We start from the raw sequence: 13,421 nt of genomic DNA on the forward strand, positions 1-13,421 counted from the left end.
GAAAGTACTGGGTTATAGCCGCCAGTACTTTTATAAACATTGTAAATCAGCACAGTTACGGGTGCAACGAGAATCACAAGTGAAGACCTTGGTTGAACGAGAGCGAAAGCTTTTGCCACGTTTGGGTACCAGAAAGCTTTATCATCAGCTCAGGGAGTCCCTAAGCGCATCCCAAATCAGGTTCGGGCGTGATCAACTGTTTGATTTAATGCGAAAACATAGGATGCTGATCGTTCCTAAGCGGAGATATGTGCAAACAACGATGTCAAAACACTGGCTTAGAAAGTATCCAAACCTGGCCAAAGATTTGAAGGTAACCAGGCCCGACCAGCTATGGGTAAGTGACATCACCTACCTGAAAACCGATGAAGGGAATTGCTACCTAAACCTGGTAACAGACGCATATAGCAGGAAAATAATGGGCTATGCAATTGCTGATAATATGGAAGCGGTTGAAATGAAAAAGGCTTTCCAAATGGCTGTTAAGTGCAGTATGAATGGACTTGAAGGTCTTATCCATCATTCTGACAGAGGATTACAGTATTGTAGTGCCGAATACACCAGTATTGCGAGGTTTAACCATATCAATATCAGCATGACCGAAAACTCTGACCCATACGAGAATGCATTAGCAGAAAGGATGAACAAAACGATGAAGGAAGAATTTGGACTAGGAAATATTTTACCTTCCAGGAAACTGGCAGGTCATCTGGTCGATGAAGCCGTTCAGCTTTACAACAATTACAGACCACATCTGTCCTTACAAATGCAAACACCTGAATACATTTACAAACAAAAATCCCAGTCACAGAAGCAACTGGGATCATTATAAAACCTGTCAACCTATTTCAGGACGACTCAATTCCTTGATTCGTCGACTGCCGTAGCGTTTCATGTTCCGGATAAATTCGATCCGAACTTCATGCTTTGGACGGTTATATTTCTTGTCCGCATTATGACTTTCTCCGCGCCTGTATCGGTAGTAGGCCGTTCTGCTAACGTCGAATAATCGACATAGGTAGCTTACTTTATTCGTCTTCGACAGGTTGAAAATCAAGTCATAGACGTCTCTCAGTCGGACTTGCTGAAAAGACCTAACGCCTTTTTTAGTATCTCACGGTCGGTTTTTAAGCGTTCGTTCTCAGCCCGCAATCTTGCATTCTCAGCCGCAAGCTTCGCAGACTTACTGCTTTCACTATCGCCCGTTTTCGTTTTTGTCTTCATCGTCGCCATGCTTTTCCAACGATAAAGAAGATTTTCTGCAATTCCAAAACTCTGGGAAAGTTCTCGCGCACTCCTGCCGGACATTAGCATTGTAGTCAGTTCTTGCTTGAAATCAGCATCATAACTTCTTCGGGATTTTACCCCAAATCGCTTTTCCATTGCACTTAGGTTGTGCAAGAATGTGTGCCGCTTTTTGGAGCCACCTTAGTTATCCGAATCATATAACTGGCTAGTAAGAATACATGCCTACGAGTCAAACTCTGGACCGAACGATTGACGCGACAATCTCATACCTCTATGTGGCCGGTGGTGCGATCTTCCATCATACCAGAAAGATAAAAAGGCAACTGGTCCGTTTCTGCTGCTGCTCTAACTAAGGGGAAGTATACTTCAATCTTTGGTGAATGCTGAATAATATAAAATGCAGCCTCGTCTGTGATCTTGCCAACCAACCTTGTTCCTGGGTAGCCATACTGCTGAATTATTTGTTCGAGTCGATTGAAATTTGATTTATCGATTTCATTTTGACGAGTCCATAAATATCCTGATAGGTTTTCTGTTACTGTGAATGCTTTCTTCAGGCTATCTGCCAAAGCAGGACTATCAGATAATCTTGAAAAATACCCTCGGTAGCGCTGATCAAGGACATACATGCTATCCAGCTCATTTTTAAGCTTCAGGTCGACTTGTCCAAAACTTAGAAAAGGGAGCAGGTACAATATGCCGTTAAAGAAAATTTTCATGCGTTATATGTCCAGGTGAAACGTCCGACAAGCGCTGGAATCCAATATACGCAAAATGAATGGTCTCCTTGCACTATTCCTACTGATCCAGCAACTCAGGTATATCAAATAAGTTTCATGAATTTCAAGAGAAGATTTCAATCAATGTATATATTGCCGGGATCCTATTTCCAGTCCCGACAGTAAAATGACCATATGAGAAAAATACTAATAATTTTCGTTTGCCTATTCATTGTAAAGTCATCGTTTGGCCAAAGCATTCAATCGATTCCTGTTCAATTTTTTAGTAGTAATATTGGGCTGGCAAAACTTGGTACAGGAGACAGCTATGGCTTGATGGTGGGTATGGAATATGAAAGAATATTTCAACAAAAATTTTTATGGTCGACCGAATTGGCCACTACTATACATGATGGCGCTGACATTTTGAAAGTAAAACCAGACAATCTACCTGAACAGGATTTGTCGTATAGATACACTATTGCAGCCGTACAGGTTGTAGGAAAAGTAGGACATTACTTTTTAAGAACAAACAAATTTGAAATAGGTGGTAAGGTTGGTGCCCTAGCGCGCTTCCAATCCTCGTCCTTAGCCGATGACAGGGAAGTTCTTTTCCCTGCACTTACAGGATATCCGTTGCCGTTAAGAATTAATCGAAACACCGAACCGCAACGGACAGTGTCAGTTGGAGGAACCTTACAAATATTTGCCAGACATAATTTTAAAAACAATTGGGCCATCGGTACGACAACGGGCCTTCAATTGGACACTAATGGCGATGTTATATTTCCACAATTTTTACTATCAATTGGAAAACGCCTTTAATCACAATGTGTACTAAATCGCGCATAAGTTATTAACCCGGCCAATTTCATTGCGTTTTTCGCTTTGTCCCATTCTATCCATTTTAGCGCGAGGTCCGTGCCGGTCGGCCCGCTGTCCCACTCGGCGCAGCTCGCAAATCCTGGTTCCGTAAGCCAGTTTGGTTATTTACACCTGGCCGCCCGGTTGGCGCAACAACCGAATGTAAAATTTGTGATGATTCTGACGGATGGTTCGCCTACCGACCAATTTACGTCGTGTTGGATGGCTCCTGTCACATATTCCTGACACTATTTGCGAAAACGAAGTAAGGTTTGTCCGGGGAATATCCAAAAGTAGCAATCGGTTACATCGAAATACACTTCATCCTTATCATAACAATCTTTGTCTTGGGAATAAGGAGGTTGATCCTCTTTTTCTAGATTCTGGTGATCCTGCTGACGCGCTTCGAACGAAGACCGATTTACCGTATGCAGAAGCAAGCAACTGCTTCTGCATACATACTAACCTCAGACTCTCTCTCCGTGCCACCATAACGACAGGCTACACCTCTTAATTACCAATTCTCGTAAAAGACTGTCATGCAAGCAATTAAAAACTAATGTCAGGTTATTTCAGGACAATACCGCCGAATCCGTCCCGTTAATTCCAAACCGCCGCCAGAACCGGCTCACCTGCTATTTTTATCGTTATTTCTGATACTATCTTTCACAAACTGGCGCCGATTGAAATTTTGTATTAGTTTACATAGGCACTAAAACCCTGGACTATGAAAGCTGTTGAATTCCACCTGCCTCAGGATGTCGACAAATCCTTCATCGTGTTTCGCGAAAAAGGCGATTTCTTTCCCGCCCCCTGGCACTACCATGCGCATTTCGAATTTGTATTGGTCAATAAGAGTACAGGCAAAAGAATGGTTGGTGACCATATCGGCTATTTTGAAGAAGATGACCTCGTTTTCATGGGTTCGCTGCTGCCACATGTCTGGGTGAATGACCCTGTTTACCTGGAACGGCAAGCGGAAGAGCAAGCCGATGCGCTGGTGATCCATTTTACCGACGATTTTCTGGGGGAAGATTTTATGAATATTCCGGAAACCGACAATTTGAGAAAAGTCCTTGCCCTGGCCGACCGAGGCCTTGCATTGCGCGGCGATACGCGTGCCCGGATCAACAAACTGATCCGCGAAATGCCCGCACTGAATGGGTTACAGCGTTTGGCCAACCTTTTCCTGATATTCGATATCATGTCTACTACGTCGGAATATGATCTTTTGGCTAGTCCGCGCTTCGTACAAAACTTCCATTACGATTCCTCCGACCGTTTCAAAAAGATTACCGGCTATATCATGCAAAATTTCGACAGGGATATTAGTCTCACTGAAATCGCCGCCGTAAGCAGCATGGGCGTCACTGCATTTTGTAATTTTTTCAAGGAACAGTTCCGGGTTACGTTTGTAGAATACCTGACTACGGTCCGGATCGGTCACGCCTGCAAATTACTTTCCCAAAACGACCGGAACGTGGTGGAAGTAGCTTATGAATGCGGCTTTAATAACCTGGCGAATTTCAACCGGCAATTCAAAAAACTAAAATGCATGACACCGAGTGATTACCGCAAAACGCTGGCAATCCGATAAATTCGTGTGGTTTTGCTGATAGCACTATTGAAATATAGTATCAGCGGTGGGCAGCTGCGAGGGTTTTTGCCAATACGAGCAGCTTTTCACGGATCGTATCTTCCGCTCCTGGCGCAAGGCAGCTGTAACGGCAGCGCCAAGTTTCATATCCTCCCCTAGCAATTTCCTGCGCCGGAGGTACATAACCTACATTCCCATTGGCCATGCTGATCGTGAAATAGTGCGCTGCCACGGAATTTTCTTTAAGGCGCAGTCCCGTTTCCGAAAAAAATTCCCCTGCCAGTCCGCCTATCATCCCATCGCCTATCCTGATCACCTGCACAGGACATTCGCGCCGGTCGGGCATTTCATTGAGCAATATCTGCTCTCTCGCATAAATCCGCTTCAAACCTTCCTGATCCGGTTCAATGGTTTCAAAATGCGCGCCGGCCAGGAGTCCGGCTGCTATTTCAAGTTCCCGGGAACTGGGTTTGGTAACCGGAATAGAGACAAGCTCCAAAGCCGCGTCCAGCAGCACTTCCGATTTCCACTCCAATGTATCCATACTCTGAAAAACCCGCCCGGCCAGATCAGAACCTATCAGCTCGCTTTTTGCAAAATGCGCCTTAGGATACCGCTCAGAGTACATAAAATCCCAGATATTAACATCTCCGCTGGTACCATTGCTCATCATCCCGACAAACTCCGGCCCTGCCTGGAGTTTGTCGCCGAGTGCCCTGGCAAACACCCCGAAATAGTCTGCCGAAATCGTCCCATTCTCCCAATCGCCCACATAATGCAACGAATAATTTGCCAGTAAACCGATCCAACGGCCGTCCGTACCTCGCACTGCCAGGTAACCCAATTCCGGATCGGTGGGAGCAATACTTCTGAGAATGCTGCTTTCTGCGCCAAATGGATTGGTCTTAATCAGATCATCCCCGCCCGAAACCGGGTTGAATGGGCGGTAATCTGCCTGCATTTCGTATCTCCGGCAAAGCAAATGCTCCGGGGCCCGTACACTGCCGAATGCCAGCTGCGCAGGTCGGAGATTTTGGATAGCCAGCCGGACTGACTCGACAATCAGCCCCGGCAACTTTTGCGCATAAGCCGGATCCACGCTGCCCAGATGCACATCCGCAACCGAGCCCGCCGCGTGCGTGTGCGTACTTGAAATCAGGATGTGGGAAGCAGGAATACCTGTCATACGGGTTATATCCGCTTTCACAGGATCCAGAAACTCTTTCGGCATCACGCAAATATCCACCACCACCAAAGCAACGACGGTATCATCGCATTTCAAAACAAGCGCTTTGGAATACAGATGATCATGAATGTAAGTGGCATAATGCGTGATGAAATCCCCATTAATGCGGGTCCCCAGCGGAGGGGTAGTTTTAACTTGTGCAGCTCCGGATTGTAGCATGGGTTTGATTGGTTTGGGCATCTCGTTTATTCACTCATTCCCCGTTCCACGGCGGCTCATTCACTCATTCCCCGTTCCACGGCGGCTCATTCACTCATTGGCTCGCCACGCCTCCCTCAGGAACCTCAGCCAGTTTCCATTAAAGATATTGTCGATATCTGTTTCCGAGTAGCCTCTTCTTTCGAGAATGGATTCGTATTTCTGTAAGTCTGCAATCGAATTGAGGTCCCAGGGAGATTGCTCTGTGCCAAAAATACCGTCGAGATCGCTCCCTATGGCAATGTGATGACTATTTCCCGCCAGCTGGCAGATGTGGTCCCAGTGATCGACCAAATGTTCCAGCCTGATATCCAGTTGCCAGGGGTCGGAAACCATATCGATAAAACGGATGTCCATCGCCCAGCAATCGAGCATACCGCCAATCACAGCGCCCCGCTCGATCAACCTTTTAATCTGGTGGTCGGTAAGTTGCCGCTGGTTAGGCACAATTTTGCGGACGTTATGGTGGCTCGACCAGATAGGCCCGTCGTAAATATCCATTACCTGCTCAAAGCCTTCGTCCGTCAAATGCGTCGTATCAAGTATCATATTCAGCCGGGACATTTCGCGCATTAACTCAAACCCCGCCGGCGTCACCGGCCCCTGCATCTTTGTCCCCGGAGCATACCTCCCGGACCCGAAATGCGACAGCCCAACTGCCCGCAGGCCGTCGTCATAAGCTCTCTGCAAATAGGAAATATCCACCAGGGAATCGGCCCCTTCCAGACTTAAAATATAGCCGACAGGCTTCGATTCGGCCGCCATGGACTGATCATTCCATAGCGTCAGGTGTGCATTTAATCCTGCCACATCCCTGATCTGGACCATTTCGCCAAGTGCCTCCATTTCCCGGTACCAGGCCAGCTGCGCCTGCGTCATCGCCCAGGCTTGCTGAGGCGAATTCCAGCCCGGCAGCGCACTTCCCTGTGGGGTGTAGCGCGCCAACTGGGTTGCTACTACCAAACCAATATTGCCCTTTCTAAGCTCCGGTAAACATACCGTCCCTTTGCCGCGGTCGTTTTTGTCGGACATATGCATCTCGCGCTGCCGTATTTCAGCCAGTGGGCGGGTCAGGTCCCGGTTCCATTCGATGGCATTCATAGACAAATCCAGGTGGGCGTCGAAAATCAGTCTGCTCATCGTTTTTACCGAAAATTAAATCCGTTACGAAACTCCGCTACCTCTTCCGTGCTGTAATTAAAAGGGTATTTCTCAATCAATTCCTTTACCTGAATGCTGAATCTCCGATGCAATTCCTGCCATTTTTCCATTTCCCCTGCCGCATACGCGTAAAAACCTGCTCCACTGCTCATTCCGGTCTTCCGTTCCGACAGCATTTGTCTGAAAAAGTCCGGGGTCCGCGTGTCGATGGAAAGCTCGGGATTAAGGTCTTTCATGACCATTCCATAAGCATAAGTGCCCATCAAATCCATATAACGCAAATTCCCCGCGAACGGCAGATAATATCCGGCGTCATTCCGGCAGGCGCGGTCGATATCCTCTACCGTGGCGAAACCATTTTCAACCAGATAAAAAGCCTCCCTGATCAGCGCGCCCATTAGCCGTATACGCACCCCTGTGTTCCCTTTGATAATATACGGGTCCTTATTCCACCACCTCGCCGCCGTCTGGCTGATTTGTCCGGCTATACTTTCGTCGGTTACCTGATTCGTGATAATTTCAAGAAAAAAGGTGGTATCCGCCGGCTCTACCCAGTTCAGCCCGATGATACGGCTGGGAAATGCCGCATTTTCCTGCAAAAGGTCCAGCCCAATGGTTTCCGTATTGATTGCAATGATGACATTCCCGCCCAACTTCTCTTCCAATAGCCTCAGCTGCTGCCTTTTAACAGCCAGGTCTTCCTCCGTAACCAATATTGCAAGTGCAAACGGTTTTCCTGCGTGGTGGCCGGTCAGCTCAGAAATGTCTTTCTGCGCTGTAAAAAGAAGCCCCGATTGTTGCAGACAAGACGCAATGCCACTCGCGAGCATATGATCACCTACCAGCAATACAGGTTCCAATGGTTGTCCCCGTTTTGTCATTTTTCCAGCTTAATACTCCTTGTCAAATATTTTTGAGAACCTTCTCCGCAGTAGCGACAGCCAGGTCAATATCTTCGTCATTATGCACCGCACTGATGTACCACAAGCCCCGACCGATCACCCGGATGCCCTCGTCGTGCATACCTGCGATGAATCTGCCCAGTTTGGCCTTATCAGCCATAAGCGTATCCCGGTAATCCGCAGTTTTTTCCAGGCTGGTGAAACTCATCGCAAACATCGGCCCCGGACCTTCCACCAGCATCGCGTGACCAGTTGCGGCGGCGGCAGACCTCAGCCCTTCCATAAGTTTGCGGCCCAGCCGGATCATATTCTCGTGTGGCTGTTCTTTTTCCAAAACCGCTATGGTAGCCAGCGCGGCGGCTACGGTCGGGTTATTGGCATTCATCGTGCCGGCATGTATCACCTTCGCCTGCTCAATCAACTGCATCCACTCGTATTTACCCACAATTGCGCTAATCGCATATCCACTTGCGATGGCCTTGGCGAAAATCGACAGATCGGGTGTCACACCGAAGTACGTTTGTGCGCCTCCCAGGGAAATCCGGAAGCCGGTGATCACTTCGTCGAATATGAGCGCGATATTGTTTTCCGTGCAAATGTCCCGCAGTCCTTGCAGGAATCCCGGGGCAGGCTCGATGCAGCCGTTATTACACATGATAGGCTCTGTGATGATCGCGGCGATTTCGGCTGCACGTTCAGCCACGGTTTTACGTACCAGATCAAGATCGTTCCAGGGTAAAATGATAAAGTCATTTTCTACCCCCTCGGGCAAGCCTTGTGTCCAGGGAAATACATTCGGCATTTCGCGACTGCCCAGCGCTTCCGGCGATGGTGCTGAAATACCCCAGCATACATTATCCATCCAGCCATGGTAATGCCCTTCGAAACGAAGGAATTTGTTTTTTCCGGTTTTTGCCCGCGCCACGCGGAAAGCAGTCTGCACCGCCTCCGAGCCGTCCAGACAAAAACGCATCAGCTCGGCGGAAGGAATGAGCTCATTGAGTTTTTCGGCCAGTTCAATTTCTTTCAAATGCTGGCCCGCAAACAATTGCCCCGTTTCGGAGTATTCCCCGACCGCCTTCAAAACCTCCGGGTGAGAATGCCCGAGGATGAGCGGCCCCTGGCTAAGGGTAAAATCGAGGTATTCATTCCCATCGACATCGTAGATCCTGCTTCCTTTCCCGTGCGTATAAAACAACGCATGCGGGTGGTTGTATTTTCTGAATTCGGAAGAGACGCCGCTGGCAAGTACTCTCCTGGCCCTTTCCAGCAAGGCAGCGGATTTTGAGTAAGTTTTCATAATTTATATAAATGCCCTTTCACCTGCTCTTCCGAATACTTGGCAGCCAGGCTATGTATTTCAAGATTAAACCGGGTAAATGCCTCGTCCCACTGCTTTCCCTCACCGGGTGCATAAGGGAATAGTCCTCTGTCATTGTGTATGCCCCGGGCTGTTTCAGCCACCATCGCCTGCATCATTTCGGGTACGCCAGCCGCGTTGCTTAGCTGCGGGAAAATATGATCCAGGGCAGCAGCGTAATCTTTCAGCCCCAGATAATCCATTCTCCTGAACACCCCCATTAAAGTCATCCAGGAGCCTGCATCGTAACGAAATGCCTTGTCAAGGTCCTCCCGGGTTGCATTCCCGCTCTCCATCTGATAAAATATTTCACGATACACCGCATACATCAGCCGGTTGGTGATGAAGCCGCGTATATCTTTTTTGAGCAAGGTGGGTTCCTTGCCCCATTGGTGAGCCAATGTAAATATGCGCTCGGCGAAAACGGGCATGGTCAGCTTACCGCAGGTGATTTCCAGAAAACGCGTCATAAATGCTGGTTCGGCCCAGTGAATACCCAGAAAGCGGCCTGGATTGGAAACATAATGTTGCAGGTCACTAATGGGCAGCGCAGATGTATTACTGCCGATGATGCACTCGGCGCTGACTACGCCGGTGATTTTGGTGTAAACCTCCGATTTGACGGCCAGCTTCTCGATCACACATTCGATTACCACCTGGCAGTGTGCCAGTACTGCATAATCCTGGGATATTTCGAGCTTCGTTTTAAGATCTTCAACCGAATCTGTCAATCCTGCTTCCTGGCAATAATGAAGTTGGGTATAGATCCTTTCGTGTACATTTTCTGCGTCGGAAGCAATCGGAGCGATCGCCTTTACCGGGTGTCCGGAAATCAGCAGCGCAGCAACTATGCTGCTACCCATCAATCCCAGGCCCACCACTCCCACCGGTATTGCCGCAACATTCGATTGTTCATCCATACTCGGGGCGCTCAGGCTGGCAATTTTACAATGCAATCAATTTCCACTTTGATGTTTTCTGCCAGAACAGACTGCACGGTTGTACGCGCAGGCTTTATGCCCGGGAAGTAGGTGGCATAAACGGCATTATACCTGTCGAAATCCTGTATGTCGGCCAGGTGGGCGGTGCATTTGACCACATTCTCCATAGAGGCGCCGGCGGCACGGATAATCGCTGCAATATTCTCCAGCGTACGTGCAGTCTCCTCTTCAATCGTACCGAGTACAAACTGGGAGGTTTTGAAATCCACGGCAGCCTGACCGCTCACAAAGAGAAACCCGTCGACCACAATGCCGTCGGAATAAGCACCGGTAGCGAAAGCAGGATCACGGTCGGGATGAATTATATTTTTCATAAAAACAAAATATTATTTCAAAAAATAACTACATCGCAAAAGTACATATCACCCACTTTTGCGTTCTCCTACTTTTGTGTGGATTACTGATACTATCTTTTATCCGCGATTTCAGGCATTCAGCCCGCCGTCCATGAGAATATTCTCGCCATTGATGTAAGCACCTGCATCCGAAGCAAGCAGCACAACCAGACCTTTGATATCATCCTGGTTGGCCATGCGGCGCAGTGGCACCTTTTTGTTGTAATTATGAAGAAATGCAGCAGGCTGGTTGTTAAAGAGCCCGCCAGGACTAATGCAGTTGAAACGGATATTCTTCCCCGCATGCATCTGCGCCATATACCGGTTGAGGTTGATAAGCCCGGCGTTATGGAAGAAATAATCGGGCGGCAGGTCGCCCATATTCTCGGTACCGTCGTAATTGGAGAGGTCCGGTCCGAACATACCCATCATCGAAGCGATGTTGATCACGCTTCCGCCGCCGCTCCGGATGATCAGATCGGTCATTTCCCTTAATAAATCCACCATCCCCGTCGCGTTTGTATGCATAGACTCCTCGAACTGGCTCAAAGGTGCATTATACCCTTTCATGGGCCTGGAAACCGCATTATTCACAAAACCGTCCAGCCTGCCGAAGGTATCAAGGACGTATTGCTTCAAACTCAATACTGATTCATGATCGCTCTGGTCAGCCTGTACCGGATGTACATCCAGTCCGCGTTCCGTAAAGATCGCCGCGGTAGCCCGGGCAGAGTCAATGTCACGGGAAGTAGTGATTACCGTCGCATCCGCTTCGGCCAAACCTTCCACAATACATTTCCCGTAATTCCCCGACCCTCCGGTCACAAGGATTACTTTGTTCTTTAAGCTAAGTAGGTCTTTGATGTGCATATTTTGTGGCTTTGGGTTGTTGGCGATCGGCTGTCGGCTATCGGCTTTTGGCCATTCGCCCTCCCTTCCCCTCCACAATCACCCTCACAATCCTTTCGGTTTTACCGAAGTCCAGCCTGGGCCTTCCTTCTTCTACCGACCGGATAAATTCAATGAGGTTGTCGCGGAACATAGAGTAAGAGTTGCGTATATCAATCAGTTTCCAGGCATTGCGGCCAAAGAGTGAAACCTGAAAGGTGCCTGATATCTCGTTGAAAAGGTGCAGCGTCACGTCCGGCCCGTTTTCAAGGCGGAGATGTACTATTTCACGGTCGAGTTCGCCGATGCTTTTGACCGAGCGCACTTCCGGATCATCCAGGATAGCAAAAATGGCTTCGAGTAAATGTATCCCGTATTTTTTCCAGTCTTTCTTGCCCACTGCGGTGACCAGTTCCAACTTGCCCAGCGATTTCAGTTCCTGCCTGGCCACCCGCACTTCATTTGCGTAACGCATGGACGAACAGGACATAATGAACCTGCCGGCAGCGCTTTGGGCCGAGAACCAATCCAGATCTTCGGCAGAGTAAGCAAGCGGTTTGTCAATGAAAATCGGGACGCCTGCCTCAATAAAGGGCCGCGCCATCTCCTTGTGGCTTTCAGGATCGTCGCGCGCCAGGATCACCGCATCTACCTCACCGATCATCTCAGTCAATTCGTTTACGACAACAGTTACCCCGGCCGCTTTACAAATGCTTTCAGCGATTTCGCGCTCCTGCGCCCATACATGCGTCACCTTTGCCGCCGGTAAGCCCAGGGTATCGCGGTTAGCTTCCAGGTAAGCGGCCACAGCGGGGTAGCCGATCCGTGTGATCTCCTCTCCGTCGAACTGCCCGTTGATGATCGCCGACCAGGAGTAGGGATGGGCATTGCCTGGGCTCATGCCAATGATTCCAATTTTCAACATATTCGATTTACTTTAACCACCCCATCCGGTCCCAGTGCGGCAGGTTTAGGAATTCCGGATCGGGATATACGAGATTTTCGGCCTCTTTTCGCATTGCTGCATGCATGTAGCTGCCATTTGCCGTAGCGAGGGCTTTTTCCAGATAAGCTGTTTTATCAATCCCCACCAATACCGAGGATACCTCTTCAAATGACAATGCAAACCGGGTAGCGAGCGTAGGCAGATCAGGGAAACGGTCGCCTGTCCAGGAATGATAGCTCTGGATATGCCGCTCCACATCGGCCAGGGCGGGATGCAGGTTTTTGCCCCTGTCGCTCAGCAACCCCTTCATCAAAACGGAGCGAATGACCAGGCCGACCCCACTTTCGGATGCTTCCTGAAAAAACGCCCCGTGCCGCTGGTCCATGAGATTAAAAGGCAGCTGGATCATATCCCATCTCCCGCTTCCGATCGCCAGCGAAGTTTCGTTGGTAGTGTAGGTCGACGCCCCGGTGGCCCGGATTATGTCTTTTTCTTTCAGTTCCGAAAAAACTTCCGCAATGGTTTCATTTTGCAAAATTTCCACATCGGCCTGGTGCAACATGAAAACATCCAGGTAGTCTGTCCTGAGCATTTCCAGGCTCTGCTGTAACGAATGCTCGATAAACGGCCTGAGCTCCCGGTCGGGCAGCAGTTTCCCGTCTTTTCGAAAATGGCTGCATTTGGTTGCAAGGACAATGTCATTCCTTCTGCCTTCAAAAGCTTTCCCCATGATCGCCTCGCTCTCACCATAGAGCCGGGCAGTATCGAAAAAATTGATCCCCCTGTCTTGCGCTTCATGTAACAGCAGTATTGCTTCCTTTTCAGAAAGCATATCCTCTTTACCCGCCACACCGATGCCGTAGGGCATACCAATTTCTACACCGCCAAAAGCAATTTCAGAAACCGCAATCCCGGTATTTCCCAGCAGTCTTTTTTTCAATTCGTGTAAATATTAA

Annotated in this window: 14 protein-coding genes; 3 read left to right on the forward strand and 11 right to left on the reverse strand. The window is 48.8% G+C overall.

Going from position 1 to position 13,421, the window contains the following annotated elements; translation table 11 throughout:
* Window positions 1-7: 7 nt before the first annotated feature.
* Window positions 8-832 carry an IS3 family transposase gene (locus DFER_RS09275; RefSeq protein WP_041734881.1) on the forward strand — a complete coding sequence of 275 codons (825 nt, stop codon included), beginning with the start codon at window positions 8-10 and terminating at the stop codon, window positions 830-832.
* Window positions 833-1,071: 239 nt separating this feature from the next.
* Here the strand turns inward: DFER_RS09275 and DFER_RS09280 are convergent, their stop codons facing one another.
* Complete coding sequence (locus tag DFER_RS09280; RefSeq protein WP_015810378.1) at window positions 1,072-1,383, reverse strand: transposase; 312 nt, start codon at window positions 1,381-1,383, stop codon at window positions 1,072-1,074.
* Between the two features lie 128 nt (window positions 1,384-1,511).
* Entirely contained in the window at window positions 1,512-1,967 is a 456-nt protein-coding gene (locus tag DFER_RS09285) for a DUF6624 domain-containing protein (protein WP_015811371.1), read from the reverse strand.
* A 195-nt stretch (window positions 1,968-2,162) separates the two neighbouring features.
* On the opposite strand from DFER_RS09285, the gene DFER_RS09290 reads away from it, so the two are divergent.
* Together DFER_RS09290 and DFER_RS09295 are read left to right on the forward strand one after the other, a co-directional pair.
* Entirely contained in the window at window positions 2,163-2,792 is a 630-nt protein-coding gene (locus DFER_RS09290; RefSeq protein WP_015811372.1) for a hypothetical protein, read from the forward strand.
* Between the two features lie 766 nt (window positions 2,793-3,558).
* Window positions 3,559-4,428: an AraC family transcriptional regulator gene (locus DFER_RS09295; RefSeq protein WP_015811373.1), complete on the forward strand. Its 870-nt coding sequence runs from the start codon at window positions 3,559-3,561 to the stop codon at window positions 4,426-4,428.
* A 40-nt stretch (window positions 4,429-4,468) separates the two neighbouring features.
* On the opposite strand, the gene DFER_RS09300 is transcribed toward DFER_RS09295, so the two are convergent.
* The 9 genes from DFER_RS09300 to DFER_RS09340 all read right to left on the reverse strand — a co-directional run bounded on the left by DFER_RS09300 (window position 4,469) and on the right by DFER_RS09340 (window position 13,405).
* A complete protein-coding gene (locus DFER_RS09300) occupies window positions 4,469-5,833 on the reverse strand; it encodes a hypothetical protein (protein ID WP_229206216.1) in 1,365 nt (454 codons plus the stop codon).
* A gap of 90 nt (window positions 5,834-5,923) precedes the next feature.
* Window positions 5,924-7,012 (reverse strand): dipeptidase, encoded by a 1,089-nt coding sequence (locus DFER_RS09305; protein ID WP_015811375.1) that lies wholly within the window; start codon window positions 7,010-7,012, stop codon window positions 5,924-5,926.
* A gap of 5 nt (window positions 7,013-7,017) precedes the next feature.
* Entirely contained in the window at window positions 7,018-7,893 is an 876-nt protein-coding gene (locus DFER_RS09310; RefSeq protein WP_187293449.1) for a 3-hydroxyacyl-CoA dehydrogenase family protein, read from the reverse strand.
* Window positions 7,894-7,936: 43 nt separating this feature from the next.
* The gene (locus DFER_RS09315) at window positions 7,937-9,235 is read right to left on the reverse strand and encodes an aspartate aminotransferase family protein (protein WP_015811377.1); all 1,299 of its coding nucleotides are present in this window, start codon (window positions 9,233-9,235) and stop codon (window positions 7,937-7,939) included.
* Window positions 9,232-10,215, reverse strand: coding sequence for a 3-hydroxyacyl-CoA dehydrogenase family protein (locus tag DFER_RS09320; protein WP_015811378.1), 984 nt, complete (start codon window positions 10,213-10,215; stop codon window positions 9,232-9,234). The genes DFER_RS09315 and DFER_RS09320 overlap by 4 nt, the downstream gene beginning before the upstream one ends.
* Window positions 10,216-10,226: 11 nt before the next feature.
* On the reverse strand, window positions 10,227-10,610 hold the full coding sequence (locus tag DFER_RS09325) for a RidA family protein (protein WP_015811379.1): 384 nt from the start codon (window positions 10,608-10,610) through the stop codon (window positions 10,227-10,229).
* 111 nt (window positions 10,611-10,721) lie between these two features.
* Window positions 10,722-11,501, reverse strand: coding sequence for an SDR family oxidoreductase (locus DFER_RS09330; RefSeq protein ID WP_015811380.1), 780 nt, complete (start codon window positions 11,499-11,501; stop codon window positions 10,722-10,724).
* Window positions 11,502-11,538: 37 nt separating this feature from the next.
* Complete coding sequence (locus DFER_RS09335; protein WP_015811381.1) at window positions 11,539-12,444, reverse strand: Gfo/Idh/MocA family protein; 906 nt, start codon at window positions 12,442-12,444, stop codon at window positions 11,539-11,541.
* A gap of 7 nt (window positions 12,445-12,451) precedes the next feature.
* A complete protein-coding gene (locus tag DFER_RS09340; protein WP_041734883.1) occupies window positions 12,452-13,405 on the reverse strand; it encodes an aldo/keto reductase in 954 nt (317 codons plus the stop codon).
* Window positions 13,406-13,421: the final 16 nt, after the last annotated feature.

Origin of the sequence: Dyadobacter fermentans DSM 18053 (assembly GCF_000023125.1) — a bacterium.
GTDB lineage: Bacteria > Bacteroidota > Bacteroidia > Cytophagales > Spirosomataceae > Dyadobacter > Dyadobacter fermentans.

Excerpts from the sequence above, each read along its gene's own strand:
- DFER_RS09305 (WP_015811375.1), bottom strand. The coding sequence starts at position 7,012 with ATGAGCAGACTGATTTTCGACGCCCACCTGGATTTGTCTATGAATGCC.
- DFER_RS09300 (WP_229206216.1), bottom strand. The coding sequence starts at position 5,833 with ATGCTACAATCCGGAGCTGCACAAGTTAAAACTACCCCTCCGCTGGGG.
- DFER_RS09290 (WP_015811372.1), top strand. The coding sequence starts at position 2,163 with ATGAGAAAAATACTAATAATTTTCGTTTGCCTATTCATTGTAAAGTCA.
- DFER_RS09280 (WP_015810378.1), bottom strand. The coding sequence starts at position 1,383 with ATGGAAAAGCGATTTGGGGTAAAATCCCGAAGAAGTTATGATGCTGAT.
- DFER_RS09335 (WP_015811381.1), bottom strand. The coding sequence starts at position 12,444 with ATGTTGAAAATTGGAATCATTGGCATGAGCCCAGGCAATGCCCATCCC.
- DFER_RS09315 (WP_015811377.1), bottom strand. The coding sequence starts at position 9,235 with ATGAAAACTTACTCAAAATCCGCTGCCTTGCTGGAAAGGGCCAGGAGA.
- DFER_RS09295 (WP_015811373.1), top strand. The coding sequence starts at position 3,559 with ATGAAAGCTGTTGAATTCCACCTGCCTCAGGATGTCGACAAATCCTTC.
- DFER_RS09325 (WP_015811379.1), bottom strand. The coding sequence starts at position 10,610 with ATGAAAAATATAATTCATCCCGACCGTGATCCTGCTTTCGCTACCGGT.
- DFER_RS09330 (WP_015811380.1), bottom strand. The coding sequence starts at position 11,501 with ATGCACATCAAAGACCTACTTAGCTTAAAGAACAAAGTAATCCTTGTG.
- DFER_RS09285 (WP_015811371.1), bottom strand. The coding sequence starts at position 1,967 with ATGAAAATTTTCTTTAACGGCATATTGTACCTGCTCCCTTTTCTAAGT.
- DFER_RS09320 (WP_015811378.1), bottom strand. The coding sequence starts at position 10,215 with ATGGATGAACAATCGAATGTTGCGGCAATACCGGTGGGAGTGGTGGGC.